The sequence below is a fragment of the Mycobacterium sp. SMC-19 genome, from assembly GCF_045310815.1.
In the GTDB taxonomy this organism is placed as follows: Bacteria; Actinomycetota; Actinomycetes; order Mycobacteriales; family Mycobacteriaceae; genus Mycobacterium.
This window is the reverse complement of the sequence record NZ_JBJIAM010000005.1, coordinates 195467-210316: the sequence shown is the minus strand read 5'-3', so window position 1 is coordinate 210316 and position 14850 is coordinate 195467. Positions and strand designations below refer to the sequence as shown.

At 69.2% G+C, this 14850-nt stretch carries 12 protein-coding genes; 4 read left to right on the top strand and 8 right to left on the bottom strand.

Annotation, left to right across the window (positions count from 1 at the left end; genetic code table 11):
• Positions 1–27: 27 nt before the first annotated feature.
• The 7 genes from ACJH5R_RS13185 to ACJH5R_RS13155 all read right to left on the bottom strand — a co-directional run bounded on the left by ACJH5R_RS13185 (position 28) and on the right by ACJH5R_RS13155 (position 8081).
• Positions 28–831, bottom strand: a complete 804-nt coding sequence (locus ACJH5R_RS13185; RefSeq protein ID WP_406757447.1) for a lysophospholipid acyltransferase family protein — start codon at positions 829–831, stop codon at positions 28–30.
• An 11-nt stretch (positions 832–842) separates the two neighbouring features.
• Positions 843–1709: a GNAT family N-acetyltransferase gene (locus ACJH5R_RS13180; protein ID WP_406757448.1), complete on the bottom strand. Its 867-nt coding sequence runs from the start codon at positions 1707–1709 to the stop codon at positions 843–845.
• 179 nt (positions 1710–1888) lie between these two features.
• Positions 1889–2617 (bottom strand): SDR family NAD(P)-dependent oxidoreductase, encoded by a 729-nt coding sequence (locus ACJH5R_RS13175; RefSeq protein ID WP_406782117.1) that lies wholly within the window; start codon positions 2615–2617, stop codon positions 1889–1891.
• On the bottom strand, positions 2614–3357 hold the full coding sequence (locus ACJH5R_RS13170) for an SDR family oxidoreductase (protein ID WP_406782116.1): 744 nt from the start codon (positions 3355–3357) through the stop codon (positions 2614–2616). The genes ACJH5R_RS13175 and ACJH5R_RS13170 overlap by 4 nt, the downstream gene beginning before the upstream one ends.
• A gap of 122 nt (positions 3358–3479) precedes the next feature.
• Complete coding sequence (locus ACJH5R_RS13165; protein ID WP_406782115.1) at positions 3480–6284, bottom strand: AAA family ATPase; 2805 nt, start codon at positions 6282–6284, stop codon at positions 3480–3482.
• A 10-nt stretch (positions 6285–6294) separates the two neighbouring features.
• Positions 6295–7251: an electron transfer flavoprotein subunit alpha/FixB family protein gene (locus ACJH5R_RS13160; protein WP_406757452.1), complete on the bottom strand. Its 957-nt coding sequence runs from the start codon at positions 7249–7251 to the stop codon at positions 6295–6297.
• A gap of 38 nt (positions 7252–7289) precedes the next feature.
• The gene (locus ACJH5R_RS13155; protein ID WP_406757453.1) at positions 7290–8081 is read right to left on the bottom strand and encodes an electron transfer flavoprotein subunit beta/FixA family protein; all 792 of its coding nucleotides are present in this window, start codon (positions 8079–8081) and stop codon (positions 7290–7292) included.
• Positions 8082–8277: 196 nt separating this feature from the next.
• Here ACJH5R_RS13155 and ACJH5R_RS13150 point away from each other — a divergent pair, with 196 nt between their 5' ends.
• Genes ACJH5R_RS13150 through ACJH5R_RS13135 form a run of 4 tightly spaced genes read left to right on the top strand, consistent with a single transcriptional unit; the run spans position 8278 to position 13050 of the window.
• Complete coding sequence (locus ACJH5R_RS13150; protein ID WP_406782114.1) at positions 8278–9075, top strand: class I SAM-dependent methyltransferase; 798 nt, start codon at positions 8278–8280, stop codon at positions 9073–9075.
• Positions 9072–10607, top strand: coding sequence for a 1,4-alpha-glucan branching protein domain-containing protein (locus ACJH5R_RS13145; protein WP_406782113.1), 1536 nt, complete (start codon positions 9072–9074; stop codon positions 10605–10607). Before ACJH5R_RS13150 ends, ACJH5R_RS13145 begins: the two co-directional genes overlap by 4 nt.
• A 55-nt stretch (positions 10608–10662) precedes the next feature.
• Positions 10663–11907, top strand: a complete 1245-nt coding sequence (locus ACJH5R_RS13140) for a glycosyltransferase family 4 protein (protein ID WP_406782112.1) — start codon at positions 10663–10665, stop codon at positions 11905–11907.
• A gap of 9 nt (positions 11908–11916) precedes the next feature.
• The gene (locus tag ACJH5R_RS13135) at positions 11917–13050 is read left to right on the top strand and encodes an NDMA-dependent alcohol dehydrogenase (protein WP_406782111.1); all 1134 of its coding nucleotides are present in this window, start codon (positions 11917–11919) and stop codon (positions 13048–13050) included.
• Between the two features lie 12 nt (positions 13051–13062).
• On the opposite strand, the gene ACJH5R_RS13130 is transcribed toward ACJH5R_RS13135, so the two are convergent.
• Entirely contained in the window at positions 13063–14829 is a 1767-nt protein-coding gene (locus tag ACJH5R_RS13130) for a flavin-containing monooxygenase (protein WP_406782110.1), read from the bottom strand.
• Positions 14830–14850: the final 21 nt, after the last annotated feature.

The following is a 14850-nucleotide window of genomic DNA, read 5'->3' as shown; positions in this document are numbered from 1 at the left end:
CAGCGTTGCGGCGGGCGGCCAGGGTGCTCAACAAGCGATGCGGGCTCGTCGGCGCGGCCGCACCCGCCAGCCCGCCGCCGCCTGGCAACGAGCGGCCAGCTCACGCCGATCGGTTCCCGGCAGCTGCAGGGCGGCGACGTGCACCTGTGCGACAGTGCGTCGCGCGGTGATCAAACGACGCATCGAGGCCAGCAGGCTGTCGTCGCCGACAAATGCGGGCAGGGTCGACGGCGACCCGTCGTGATGGTGGTAGGTGAGCTGCAGGGGCTGCACCGGTCGTGCCGCGTCCACGGCGGCCTGGAACATCGCCGGATAGAACCGGCCGTGGGCCCGTCCACACCAGGTGGTGCCTTCCGGGAACGCCACGACCGTGCGGCCGGCCCGCAATCGCGCCGCCACCGTCTCCACCACCACCGGCAACCCGCGCAGACTGTCCCGCTCGATGGGGATGATCCGCATCAGGCGGGCCAACGCTCCGATACCGGGCCAGCTGATCAGGTCGGCGCGCGCCACGAAAGTCCCCGGCGATACCGCACCGATCACGAACACATCCAGCCAGGACACGTGCGGGCTGACCACCAACATGCCGCGCAGGTTGCGTACCGGCCCGCCGGTGGTCGTCACCCGCACCCCGAAGCAGCGCAACACCACCCGGCAGCCGCCACGCTGCAGCCGGGCACGACCCGGAATCGGGACCGCCAGCAGTGGCAGCAGCGGCGCCAGCAGCACCACCAGGGCCAGCCGTAGCGCCGCCACCCCCGGGAACGGCCGCTCGCTACCGCCCCGGACGCATCGCGGGGTGCAGCCGGCCCGGGGCGCCCAGGCGTTCACCGCCGTTTGGTTCACGCGTGTGCGGCGGTGTCGGCAGCCTCAGGAGCTCCCGCCACCACCGACGCCGCGGACACCGACCGCAGCCGGCGCAGGTAGCGGGTGTCGGCCTCGCTGCGGCGCAGCAGGGCCGGGAAGTCCCCCACACCGAAGGCCGGGTCGTGGGCCGGTTCACCGCAGACTCGTGCGCCCAGACGCAGGTAGCCCCGCAGCAGCGGCGGCATGGTTGGCCGAGTCGGCGGCGCGATCTCGTCGAGGCCCTTACCGTCGATCACCACCGGCCGATACGGAGTCACCCGGTGTGGGGAGGCGTGACGCCGCCGCACGAAATCGCGGACCCCGCGGATCTGACTACCGGGAGCGCCCTCACCGCGCACCGGCACCGATACGCAGCCGGTGATGTAGTCGTACTGGTAGCGGTCCAGGTAGGCCAGGATGCCGGCCCACATCAACAGCACGACGGCGCCATTACGGTGCCCCGGCCGAACCACGGCGCGACCCATTTCGACCAGCGACGGCCGCAGCGGGTCCAGCGCGGTGACATCGAATTCACTTGCGCTGTAAAGGCCTCCGGCGGCGATAGCCCCGGTGGGAGGAAGCATCCGGTAGCAGCCGACCAGCTCTCCGGAGTCGTCGTCGCGCACCAGCAGGTGGTCGCAGTACTCGTCGAAATGGTCGGCGTCCAGGCCGGGGCGGCCGGTGCCGGTGTCGGTCAGGCAAAAGCCCGGCTCGGTGCTGAACACCTCGAATCGCAGCCGCTGCGCGGCTTCGATCATGGCGGGGTCGGTAGACAACAGCAGCGAGTAGCGCGGGTTGTCGGTCCCGGAAGCGGGAGAATCGGTGGCGGGCTCAGGGGCGATGAGAACAGAACCAGTGCTCACACTCGTCACGGTCGCGCAGCCAGGCAGCGACCAGGCAATCACGGCGTGACATGTCGGTGCACGCTTGATGACGACTTGTGCGCATTGGTGAACAACGCCCAACGGGCGTTGAGATTGCATCTACGGTCGTGAATCCGCCATGTCATGCACAACCATCAGTGCAATCTCAACGCCGCGGCTCAGGCGGCGGCGCCGCCGCCGTCGGCGTGCAGGGTCGAGCCGGTGATGAAACTGGACCGCGGCGAGGCGAGAAACAGCACGGCTTCGGCGATCTCGGCGGCGTGAGCCGTACGCCCGAGCGGAAGTGCCCGGCCCAGTTCATCGTTGACGTCACCCCATTCGGCGACGACCCCCTCGGTGGCGGTCGGTCCCGGGGCAACACTGTTGACGCGTACGCCCTGCGGGCCGAATTCAGCGGCCCAGGTGCGCGTCAGCGACTCCAACGCGGCCTTGGAGGCGCTGTAGCTCGACGCACCTGGGACGCCCTTGAAGGCGACCATGCTGGTGACATTGACGATGCTGCCGCGCCCACGCCGCAGCATCCCCGGCGCCAAGGCGGCGACCAGGAAATAGGCACCGCGCACGTTGGTGTCGAACGTCGACTCGAACGATGCCACGTCCTGTTCCACGGTCAGTGCGCCGGGGAAGCTGGCGGCGTTGTTCACCAGGATGTCGACGCCGTCACCGCATTGGCGCACCAGAGCTTTCACCGAATCGAGGTCGGACAGGTCCGCAGCCACAAATCGCACCCCGCCACCGAGTTCGGCGACGGCGGCGGCACCACGCTTCGCCGAGCGGCCGGTGATGATCACCTCGGCGCCGTGCCGCGCCAGCAGGCGTGCGGATTCCAGTCCGATGCCCGCGGTCCCGCCGGTCACCAATGCGGTCTGACCCGCCAGCTCGTTCATTGCCCCACCAGCCAATCGGCCAGCCGGGTGGACGCCAGGGTGGCGTCGTCGCCGGTGACCAGGCCGGTGTCGCCGATCTTGGTGCCGAAGTAGACCGCGGCCGGATCGACGACGATCGGGAGGTTCTCGCCGCGGTGGGCCAGTACCAGCGCCGCCATTTCGGCGAAGGTCAGCTTCTCCGGGCCACCGATGTCGACGATGCCGTCGACCGGCGCGCCCTGCGCGGCCCGGGCCACTTCGGCGGCCACCTCGGCACCGGCGATCGGCTGGATCAGGCCTTCGGGGGCCCGGACTTCGCCGTCGACGGTGATCGACGCAACGATGCCGTCGGCGAACTCGTGGAACTGGGTGGCGCGGACGATGGTGTAGGGCAACCCGGAGTCGGCGATGATGCGTTCCTGGGCGACCTTGGCGCGCATGTAACCGCTGTCGGGCAGACCGTCGCAGTTCACGATGGACAGCACGACATAGTGGCCGACATCAGCGGCTTTGGCCGCGGCCACCTGATTGGTGGTGGACTTGGTGAAGAAATCCAGCACCGGGCCGTCGGCGAAGTCCGGCGAGTTGACCACGTCGACCAGCACGTCGGCCCCCGACAGGGCCTCGGCCAGGCCATCGCCGGTCAGCACGTCGACACCCGAATTGCGGGCGGCTGCCACGGTCTCGTGGCCCGCGGCACGCAGCAGCTCAACGACCTTGGTGCCGATCTGCCCGCTGGCACCCATCACAGTGATCTTCATCCTCGACACACCCTCTCGCCTCAGCACGATTTCGATACCTCGACCCTGGCACCGCGCAGTGCGTGGGGGAACCCCGGAAAGTCCGTAGTCTGCTGTCCTACCGGCGGGGTTTGGGGCCCCGGTCAGCGACCGGCCGCGGTGTCGCGCAGTTCCCGGCGTGAGCGGATGCCCAGCTTGGCGAAGACCTTGCGCAGGTGCCATTCGACGGTGTGGGCACTGATGAACAGCTGCGCCCCAATCTCGACATTGGTCAACCCGGCACCGGCCAGCTCGGCGATCTGCTGCTCCTGCGGTGTCATCACATCACCGCCGGCAGCGGTCCTGGTGCCGACCTTGTCCCCGATCGCCTGCAGTTCGCGGCGGCTGCGCTGCGCAAAGGCCTGCGCCCCGAAACCGGTGAACATCTCGTGGGCGGTGCGCAGCTGCGTACGCGCGTCGCCGCGCCGCTTCTCGCGACGCAGCCATTCCCCGTACACCAGGTGCGCACGCGCCAGGTCCACGGCGATCCGGGTGCGCCCCAGCCGCTCGACGGCCTCGACATAGTGGTCCTCGGCGGTCGCTGAGTCGCACAGCAGCGCACGCGAGCGAGCCAGCACTCCCAGCCCCCAGTCCGTTCCGCTGACGGTGGCGCGTTCGGCCAGCTGCGCCAGTGCCTCGGCGGCCAACGGCTGCTCACCGCCGCGCGCCCCGGCCTCCACCAGTTCGGCCAGGTTCCACCCGTAGAGGCCCAGATCCTCGTACTCCAGCACCCGGCGCAGCCCCTCGCACGCCGACTGGTAGCGGCCCAGCCCGTTGTAGAGCACCGCGGAGGCGTAGCCGATCAGCGCGGTGATACGGCCCTCTCCGCGGGCCGCCCCGCTGCGGGCCGCGGCGTCGATCAGCACCCTCGCCTCGGCTTCCTCGCCCGTCCAGGCCGCCAGCGCCAGCGCGTGGTAGCGCACCGGCGCCTGACCGACCGCTGCGGTCAGCGCGTCGGCGTCTGCGATCAGCGCGCGCGCCGCGGCGAACTCCCCCGCCTGTACGTGCACGCCGGCCCGGGTTGTCAACGCGATCGGCAGCATGGCCAGCGCACCGGTGTCGGTCGCGACCCGCACGGCGTCGCCTGCGATCCGATACCAGGCCTCGTCGTCCCACACGTCGTGCACAGCGGCCTCGTACCCGATCGGAAACGCCTGCCATGACCAGGTGTTCGGGGTCAGTGCGGCAATCGCGGCGCGCATCGGCTCCAGGCCGGCTTGGCAGCCGGCACTGATGCGGGTGGTCAGCGCAAGCAGCAGCAGATCGGCCGGCCGGTTCGGGGCCGTCCGCACACCCGCTGCCAGTGCCGCCGCAGTGTGATGGCGCACCTGCGCGCCGAACGCCCGGCCCGCGTACATTGCCGCGCTGACCGCTTCCAGCAGGGTCTCTTGCGCCATCACCGCATCAATAGACTCCAAATGACTTGCTGCGCTGAAGAACTGGTGAACCGAATCAAGAATGGTTGCGGCGTGACCGCTGCCGCGGCCACGGGTGAATCCCAACTGCGCGCGCATCCGGAACAATCGGGCACGCTGCAGCTCGTCGAGCGGCGCCAGCTCAGCGGCACCCAACAGTGCTGCGGCCGCGTCTATTTCGGCCACCGCCAGCTTGGCTTCGGCTGCCCCGAGCGCACGGGATCCGCGCCGCAGCGGGTCGGGGGTCAGTTCGGTGGCACGGGCTAAAAACGCTGCTGCTGCAGCGGTTCCACCGCGTAACGCCGCACGGTCGGCGGAGCATTCCAGCTCTGCGGCGACCGATTCTTCCGGGCCGGCTGCCGCATGGGCGCGATGCCACGCCCGCCGGTCGGGGTCGTGTGCCGGGTCGGTGGCCTGCGCCAGCGCGCGGTGGGCATCCCGGCGGCCCTCCAGACTCGCCGCGCGGTAGATCGCCGAGCGCACCAGCGGATGCCGGAACCGCACCCGCGCGCCCACCTCGATCAGGCCGGCCTGCTCGGCCGGGGCCAGGGCCGCAACCGCCAGACCCAGCTCACCGGCCGCCCGCAGCAGCAGCGCCGCATCCCCCACCGGCTCGGCGGCAGCCAGCAACAACAGCCGTTGGGCATCGTCGGGCAGCCCATGAACCCGGGTCAGGTAATGGCGTTCGATCTGTCCCGCCACCGGCACCACGTCGGGGCGGTAGTAGCCGCCGGCCAGCTCGGCCGCGGACAACCCCCGCGGCAGTTCCAGCAGTGCCAGCGGGTTGCCATGCGTCTCGGCGACGATCCGGTCGGCGACCTGGGGGTCAATCCGGCCCGGCAACGCCGATTCCAGCACGGCGCGTGCGTCGGAGTCCGCCAGGCCGCGCAGCATCAGCTTCGGCAGCCCGGTCAGACCGTCGACGGGTTCACGCAGTGCGCACACCAGTACGATCGACTCGGCCCGCAGTCGCCGTGCCACGAACCCCAGCGTCTGAGCCGAAACCCGATCGAGCCACTGGGCGTCGTCGATCAGACACAGCACCGGCTGCCGGGCAGCGATCCCGGCCAGCAGCCCCAACACTGCCAGGCCGACCAGAAATCGGTCGGGCGCCGACCCGCTGCTCATGCCGAAGGCAATGGCCAGCGCCTCGCGCTGTGGTTCGGGCAGCAGGTCGATCCCGTCGGCCGCGGGTGCGCACAGCTGCTGCAGCCCGGCGAACGCCAGCTCCATGTCGGACTCCACCCCGGCCGCCCGGATCACGTGAAAATCCGGCGCGGACTCGGCCAGGTAATCGAGCAGAGCGGTTTTGCCGATCCCGGCCTCGCCACGCAGCACCAGCACCTGAGGGCGGCCGCCACGGGCGGCCGCGAGGGTTTCGCGCAACTGCGCGCACTCGGCGTCGCGGCCCCGCAAGGACGACAAAACCCCCGACACGCCAGGCGTGCGGGGGCTTTGACGATTGGCGGCCGGGCGGGCCCGGCGAACGCCCATAGAGGTCTTCTTAACCCTTGCGGGCCTTGATCGCCTCGGTCAGCTGCGGGGTGACCTTGAACAGGTCGCCGACGATGCCGAAATCGGCGATCTCGAAGATCGGCGCTTCCTCGTCCTTGTTGACCACGACGATGGTCTTGGACGTCTGCATGCCGGCCCGGTGCTGGATCGCACCGGAGATGCCCAGCGCGATGTACAGCTGCGGCGAAACCGTCTTGCCGGTCTGGCCGATCTGGAACTGGCCCGGGTAGTAGCCCGAGTCCACCGCGGCACGCGAGGCACCGACGGCCGCGCCGAGCGAGTCGGCCAGCTCCTCGACCACCGAGAAGCTCTCGGCGCTGCCGACACCGCGACCACCGGACACCACGATGGGGGCCTCGGTGAGCTCCGGGCGGTCACCGGCCACGGCCGGCTGACGCGAGGTGATCTTGGTGGCGTTCTCGGCGGCCGCGGGCACCTCGACGGTGACCTGCTCGCCCGCACCGGCGGCCGGCGCGGGCTCCACCGCACCCGCACGCACGGTGATGACCGGGAGTTCCCCGGTGGGCTCGGCCTCGACGGTGTAGGCACCACCGAAGATCGAGTGCACCACCTTGGCGCCTGCCTTGACCTCGACCACGTCGACCAGGAGTCCGGAACCGATCCGGGCAGCCAGGCGGCCGGCAACCTCTTTGCCGTCGGCAGTGGCGGCGATCAGCACCGCGGCCGGAGCGGCCGTCTCGGCCAGCCCGGCCAGCACGTCGACGACTGGGGTGAGCAGGTAGCTGTCCACCACGTCGGACTCGGCGACGTAGATCTTGGCGGCGCCGGCCTCCTTCAGTCCGTCCACCAGCGGGGCGGCGGTGCCGGGGGCACCGACGACGACCGCGGACGGCTCGCCGAGCTCACGCGCGGCGGTGATCAGTTCGGAGCTGACCTTCTTCAGCGCTCCGTCGGCGTGCTCAACGAGCACAAGTACTTCAGCCATGTCTATTTTCTTCCGTCTTCGCTAGGTCCGGGGATCGCTTAGATGATCTTCTGGGCAACCAGGTACCCGGCGATCTTGGTGCCGCCATCGCCCTCGTCGGTCACCTTCTCGCCAGCGGTCTTCGGCGGCTTCGGGGTCGAAGCAGTCACCTTGGTACCGGCGTTGGCGACACCGACCTCGTCGGCCTCGACGCCGATCTCGGCCAGCGTCAGCACGGTGACTTCCTTCTTCTTGGCGGCCATGATGCCCTTGAAGGAGGGGAAGCGCGGCTCGTTGATCTTCTCGTTGACGCTCACCACGGCCGGCAGCGAGGCCTCCAGGGTGAACAGGCCTTCGTCGGTCTCCCGCTCGCCGGTGACCTTGCCGTCTTCGACGGTCAGCTTGCGCAGGTGGGTCAGCTGCGGCAGACCCAGGTACTCGGCGATGATCGCCGGAACCGCGCCGCCGACACCGTCGGTCGACTCGTTGCCGGCGATGACCAGCTCGGTGCCCTCGATGGCGCCCAGGGCGCGCGCCAGAGCCCAACCGGTCTGGACGACGTCGGAACCCTTCATGCCGTCGTCGAGGATGTGCACGGCCTTGTCAGCCCCCATCGACAGCGCCTTGCGGATCGCCTCGGTGGCCCGCTCCGGGCCGGCGGTCAGCACGGTGACGGTGCCTTCGGCGCCTTCCTTCTCCCGGATCTGCAGCGCCTCTTCGACGGCCCGCTCGTTGATCTCATCGAGCACGGCGTCGGCAGCGTCACGGTCCAGCGTGAAGTCACCGTCGGTGAGCTTGCGCTCCGACCAGGTGTCTGGGACCTGTTTGATCAGGACCACGATGTTCGTCATGAGTGTGGTTCGTCCTCCTCGAAGGGGTCCTGCAGCGGCGGGCCACAAGACTTCGGTAGCGATTCACGCAGCCGCACGAGAATGTTACTCACCGGTAACTTAATGCGGTTCGCGTGTACAGCGTAGCGGGTCGTGATAATGCCATGTGGGGTAGCCGGTTCATGGACCGCGCCCTTCGCGTTAGCCTGCCTGTGCGATGAAATCTACGAATGCCGCCGGAGACTCCACCGGCACGCCGCCCAGCGACAGCACGCTGACGCTGACCGGGGAGCGCACCATTCCCGGACTGGACGTCGAGAACTACTGGTTCCGACGTCACGAGGTGGTCTACCAGCAGCTGGCGCCGCGCTGTAGCGGTCGCGACGTCCTGGAGGCCGGATTCGGCGAGGGCTACGGCGCCGACCTCATCGCGCGCGTGGCCCAGCGGGTGATCGGCGTGGATTACGACGACTCGGCGGTGGCCCACGTACGGGCCCGCTACCCGCGCGTCGAAGCCGTCCAGGGAAACCTCGCCGACTTGCCGCTGCCCGACGCGGCCGTGGACGTGGTGGTCAACTTCCAAGTCATCGAGCACCTCTGGGACCAGGGGCAGTTCATCGCCGAATGCGCCCGCGTGCTGCGGCCCGGCGGCTTGCTGATGGTGTCCACTCCCAACCGGATCACCTTCTCCCCCGGCCGCGACACACCGATCAACCCGTTCCACACCCGCGAACTCAATGCCGCCGAGCTCACCGAGCTGCTGCTCGAGGGCGGATTCGACATGGACGGCATGTTCGGGGTTTTTCACGGACCGGTCCTGGCCGAGATGGACGCCCGGCACGGCGGCTCGATCATCGACGCCCAGATCGCGCGGGCGGTCGCCGACGCGCCTTGGCCGGCCGACTTGCTGGCCGACGTCGCCGCCGTCACCAGCGACGATTTCGACATCCTCGAAGCCTCGCAGCGCGACATTGACGACAGCCTGGACCTGTTGGCGATCGCGGTGCGCCGGTGACCGAAGAATCCAACGGCTCGGTACCGGGCCTGTTCACCCTGGTGCTGCACACCCACCTGCCCTGGCTGGCACACCACGGCCGCTGGCCGGTCGGCGAGGAGTGGCTCTACCAGTCCTGGTCGGCGGCGTACCTGCCGCTGGTGCGGGTGCTGCGGACGCTGGCCGCCGAAGGCCGGCGAAACCTGCTCACGCTCGGGGTGACACCGGTGGTCGCCGCCCAGCTCGACGACCCGTACTGCCTGGACGGCATGCACCACTGGCTGGCGAACTGGCAGCTGCGCGCCGCGCAGGCCACCACTTTGGCCGACATCCGCCCGTTCGGGCTGCACGAATGCGCCGCCGCCGAACAGGCTCTCGAGGAGTTCGCGCTGCTGTGGCGCCACGGCGCCAGCCCGCTGCTCCGGGAGCTGGTACAGGCGCAGACGGTGGAACTGCTCGGCGGTCCGCTAGCCCACCCGTTCCAACCCCTGCTGGCGCCACGACTGCGCCAGTTCGCGCTGCACGAGGGATTGGCCGACGCTCGGGCGCGGCTGGCCCACACCCCCACCGGAATCTGGGCACCGGAATGCGCGTACACGCCCGGCCTGGAAACCGAGTACGCGGCCGCCGGGATTTCGCACTTCATGGTCGACGGTCCGTCGCTGCACGGCGACACCACACTGGGCCGACCGGTCGGTGACTCCGACGTGATCGCGTTCGGCCGTGACCTTGCAGTCAGCTACCGGGTGTGGTCGCCGAAGTCGGGCTATCCCGGGCATGACGCCTACCGGGATTTCCACACCTATGACCACCGCACCGGGTTGAAGCCGTCCCGGGTAACGGGCCGCAACGTCTCCCCCGAGCAGAAGGCGCCGTACGACCCGCAGCGCGCCGATGCCGCGATCGATGCCCACGTCGCCGATTTCGTCGAGGTGGTCCGAGGCCGCCTGCAGTCCGAGTCCGAGCGGATCGGCCGACCGGCCCACGTGGTCGCCGCATTCGACACCGAGCTGTTCGGCCATTGGTGGTACGAGGGACCGACCTGGCTGGCCCGGGTGCTGCGGGCACTGCCGGAAGCGGGGGTTCGCGTCGGGACCCTCACCGATGCCATCAACGCCGGATTCGTCGGCGAGGCGGTCGAACTGCCGCCCAGCTCGTGGGGTTCGGGCAAGGACTGGCGGGTGTGGTCCGGCGAGAAGGTCGCCGACCTGGTGCAGCTGAACTCCGAGGTGACCGAGACCGCGTTGGGCGCCGTCGACAAGGCCCTGTCCCAGACGGCTGCGCCGTCGGGTCCCGCCCCGCGCGACCGGGTCGCCGACCAGATCCTGCGTGAGGCACTGCTGACGGTCTCCAGCGACTGGCCCTTCATGGTCAGCAAGGACTCCGCCGCCGACTACGCCCGCTATCGCGCACAGCTGCACGCGCACGCCACCCGCGAGATCGCCGACGCACTGGCCGGCGGTCACCGAGACACCGCACAGCGCTTGGCCGACGGCTGGAATAAGGCCGACGGCCTGTTCGGCGCCCTGGATGCCCGTAGGCTGCCACGGTGACCCCCCACCTCCGGACCTCGCACCGCTACGGTGCGCGTCAGAACGGAACCGCCGCGTGAAAATCCTGATGGTGTCGTGGGAATACCCGCCGGTGGTGATCGGCGGGTTGGGTCGGCATGTCCATCACCTGTCGACCGCGCTGGCCGCCGCCGGGCACGACGTCGTCGTCCTATGCCGGCGCCCCTATGGCACCGACCCGAGTACGCACCCGTCGTCCGACGAGATCAGCGAGGGCGTGCGGGTGGTCGCCGCGGCCCAAGACCCGCACGAATTCTCCTTCGGCGAAGACATGATGGCCTGGACACTGGCGATGGGTCATTCGATGGTCCGCGCCGGACTGTCGCTCAAGATCGACGGCGGCCAGAGCGTGTGGCGCCCCGATCTGGTGCACGCCCACGACTGGCTGGTTGCACACCCCGCGATCGCACTTGCCGAATTCTATGATGTGCCATTGGTTTCCACGATCCATGCCACCGAGGCCGGACGTCACTCCGGCTGGGTGTCCGGAGCGCTGAGCCGTCAGGTGCACGCGGTGGAATCGTGGCTGGTTCGCGAATCCGACTCGCTGATCACCTGTTCGGCCTCGATGCGGGACGAGATCACCGACCTGTTCGGTCCCGGACTCGCCGAAACCACCGTGATCCGCAATGGCATCGACGCCGCACGGTGGCCGTTCGCCCGCCGCCAGCCCCGCACCGGCCCGCCGGAAATCCTGTTCGTCGGGCGACTCGAATACGAGAAGGGCGTGCACGACATCATCGCGGCCCTGCCGCGGATCCGGCGCGCCCACCCGGGAACCACGCTGACCATCGCCGGCGACGGCACGCAGCAGGACTGGCTGGTCGAGTGCGCCCGAAAGAGCCGGGTACTCAAGGCAACCCGGTTTATCGGCCGGGTCGACCACGACGAATTGTTGGCACTGTTGCACCGGGCCGACGCGGCGGCACTGCCCAGCCACTACGAACCGTTCGGTTTGGCGGCGCTGGAGGCCGCTGCCGCCGGGACCCCGCTGGTGGTCGCCAACGTGGGGGGATTGGGCGAGGCGGTGATCAACGGCGAAACCGGTATGTCCTGCCCGCCGCGCGACGTGCCGGCCCTGGCCGCGGCCGTCTGCCACGTGCTCGATGACCCGGCCGCCGCCCAGCGCCGCGCCGTCGCCGCCCGGGAGCGGCTCAGCTCCGACTTCGATTGGCACACCGTCGCCGACGAGACCGCCCAGGTGTACCTGGCGGCCAAACGCCGCCTGCGGGACCCGCAGCCACGCCGCCCGATCATCGAGCACGCACTGCCGGACCGGTAACCCTGGCCGATGAAGAGCCGCGCCGCGATCCTGCGAACCTACGGTGGGCCCTGGTCGGTCGAGGAGTTCGAGCTCGATCCGCCGCGCACCGGCGAGGTCTTGGTCCGCATGGCCGCGGCGGGCCTGTGCCATTCCGACGAACACATCCGTCAAGGCCACCTGGCCCCGCCGGCGCAGAGCGCTCCCACCGCTCCGACGATCGGCGGCCACGAGGGCTCCGGGGTGGTTGTGCAGGTCGGCGACGGTGTCACGGGGTTGTCCCCCGGCGATCATGTGGTGACGTCATTCGTGGCGGTCTGCGGTCAATGTCATTGGTGTTCTTCGGGGATGGGGTACATCTGTGATGCCGGCGCGGGAACCATGCTGCCCGGAATGCCCACCGACGGCACCTTCCGCCACCACGGCGCAGACGGCCGGGATCTGGCGCATGTCTCCAAGATCGGCGCCTTCGCCGAACACACCGTTGTCTCGGCCGCCTCGCTGGTCAAGATCGATCCACACCTGCCCCTGCTTCCCGCGGCCCTGCTGGCCTGCGCGGTGCCGACCGGGTACGGCTCGGCGGCCTATCGCGCCGGTGTGCGCGGCGGGGACACCGTCGTGGTCATCGGGGTGGGCGGCATCGGCACGGCCGCCGTCCAGGGCGCCCGTATCAACGGCGCCGTCCGGATCGTCGCGGTGGATCCCGTTGCCTTCAAGCGGGAATCGGCACCGACGTTCGGCGCCACGCATACCGCGGCCAGCACCGGCGAGGCGTTCGAGACAGTCCGCGACCTGACGCGCGGTGTGATGGCCGACGCCGTGGTGGTGTCCCCATCGGTCATCACCGATTCCGACATCGAAGATGCCCTGCGACTGACCCGCAAGGCCGGGACCTGTGTGCTGACCGGGATGGCGGTGCAGGGCACCCGGACCAGCATCGATCCCCAGGACATGATGTTGATGAACAAGAACCTGTGCGGCACCGTCTTCGGCTCGTGCAATCCGCGGACCGACATCCCGCTGTTGGCCACGCTCTACGAGGCGGGCCGACTGCAACTCGACGAGATGGTCACCAAGCGTTACCGGCTCGAGGACGTCAATGAGGCTTACGCAGACCTCGCCCGCGGCGAATTGATCAGGGGCGTCATCGACTTCGGGCTCTAGCCCCGCCCGCCGTCATCGAGTGACGGTGAATCCTTCCAGGGCACCGGAGTCTCGCCACGCACCCAGGATGTCGGCGTATTCGGTAGGGCTGCCGAAGAAGAAACTGTCCTGCCGCAGCCGGGCGTTGGCGTGACCTTCGCGGTTGTAATAACCCGGGGTGCAGGACTCGCGCCGCCCGGCGATGACGTCGGAACGCGCCACCACAGCATCAACCCAGCCCTGTTCGGCGTCCTTGGTGACCTCCAGGGTGGCCACGCCCTGCTGCAACGCGTGGGCGATCACCCACGCCACGTGCCGCGACTGGGTGTCGATCAGGTAGGGAAAGTTCACCGTGAACCCGGATTGGGCGATGCTCTCGATGAAGCAGTTCGGGAAGCCGCTCACGTGCAGGCCGTGGAAGGTACGCACACCGTCGGCCCACTTGTCGGTCAGGGTCACGCCGTCGCGCCCGATGACCTCGAAGCCGGTGCGCCGGCAATAGTCGGTGCCTACCTCGAAACCCGTCGCGAAAATCAGGCAGTCCAAAGGGTATTCGGCGCCGTCGACCACCACGCCGGAAGAGGTGATCCGCTCGACTCCGAGGCCTTTCGTGTCGACCAGGGTGACGTTGTCGCGGTTGAAGGCCTGCAGGTATTCGTCGTGGAAGCACGGCCGCTTGCAGTAGTACCCGTACCACGGCTTGAGTGCCTCGGCGGTGGCCGGATCGTCCACCAGCGCGTCGACGCGGCCGCGGATCTCGTCCATCTTGGCGAAGTCGGCCATCTCGGCGGCGTTCGGGCCACCCTCATCGACTATCGGCATCTGCTTGGTCAGGCTGGTCCAGGCGTCATCGACCAGGTCCTCGTCGGCGGTGCCGCCCGCGGTCAGGATCTGAAAGTTCTCCATGCGGCGCTGTTGCCAGCCCGGCTCCAGTGCCGCCGCCCACTGCGGGTCGGTCGGCCGGTTGCCGCGCACGTCCACCGTCGACGGCGTGCGCTGAAAGACGTAGAGGTGCCCGGCCGCCTCGGCCAATCGCGGCACGCACTGGATGGCGGTAGCGCCGGTGCCGACGATCCCGACCCGTTTGTCGGCCAGCCGGACCAGATCCGCGCCGCTGTACTCGTAGTCCCAGCGGCTGGTGTGAAAGGTCCGACCGGCGAAATCGTCGATGCCGGGAATACCCGGCAACTTCGGCTTCTGCAGGTAGCCATTGGCCATCGACACGAATCTGGCCCGGAATGCGTCGCCGCGATTGGTGCTGATCCGCCAGCGTGATGTCGCCTGTTCCCAACGGATTTCGGTGACCTCGGTCTGCAGGCAGGCGTCGCGGTACAAGTCGTAGTGGCGGGCGATGCGCTGACAGTGCGCGAAGATCTCCGGGCCTTTGGCGTATTTCTCGGTCGGCACGTAGCCGAGTTCCTCCAGCAGCGGCATGTAGACGTAGGACTCCACGTCGCAGGCGATACCCGGATACCGATTCCAGTACCAGGTGCCCCCGACATCGGCCGCCTTGTCGATCAGCCGAATGCTGCCCACCCCGAGCTCGCGCAGCCGGGCGCCGGTCAGCAAACCCCCGAAACCGGCTCCCACGATCGCGACGTCGACCTCATCGGCCAGCGACTCCCGGGTGAACCCCGGCTGCGCCCACGGGTCCTGCGCGAACCGGGCAAAGCGGCCCACCACCTCGACGTACTGGTCGATCCCGTCGCTGCGCAGGCGCCGCTGGCGTTCCCGGGTGTACTTGTCCCGCAGGGCATTCGGATCAAACTCCTGCCCCTGCAGATCCTGGACATCGGTCACTATCAGGCACCTCCGGAACGC

What these genes read in the sequence shown, in the direction of transcription:
- ACJH5R_RS13175 (WP_406782117.1), bottom strand. Translation starts at nt 2,617, where the DNA reads ATGAACGAGCTGGCGGGTCAGACCGCATTGGTGACCGGCGGGACCGCG.
- ACJH5R_RS13170 (WP_406782116.1), bottom strand. Translation starts at nt 3,357, where the DNA reads ATGAAGATCACTGTGATGGGTGCCAGCGGGCAGATCGGCACCAAGGTC.
- ACJH5R_RS13165 (WP_406782115.1), bottom strand. Translation starts at nt 6,284, where the DNA reads ATGGGCGTTCGCCGGGCCCGCCCGGCCGCCAATCGTCAAAGCCCCCGC.
- ACJH5R_RS13160 (WP_406757452.1), bottom strand. Translation starts at nt 7,251, where the DNA reads ATGGCTGAAGTACTTGTGCTCGTTGAGCACGCCGACGGAGCGCTGAAG.
- ACJH5R_RS13155 (WP_406757453.1), bottom strand. Translation starts at nt 8,081, where the DNA reads ATGACGAACATCGTGGTCCTGATCAAACAGGTCCCAGACACCTGGTCG.
- ACJH5R_RS13150 (WP_406782114.1), top strand. Translation starts at nt 8,278, where the DNA reads ATGAAATCTACGAATGCCGCCGGAGACTCCACCGGCACGCCGCCCAGC.
- ACJH5R_RS13135 (WP_406782111.1), top strand. Translation starts at nt 11,917, where the DNA reads ATGAAGAGCCGCGCCGCGATCCTGCGAACCTACGGTGGGCCCTGGTCG.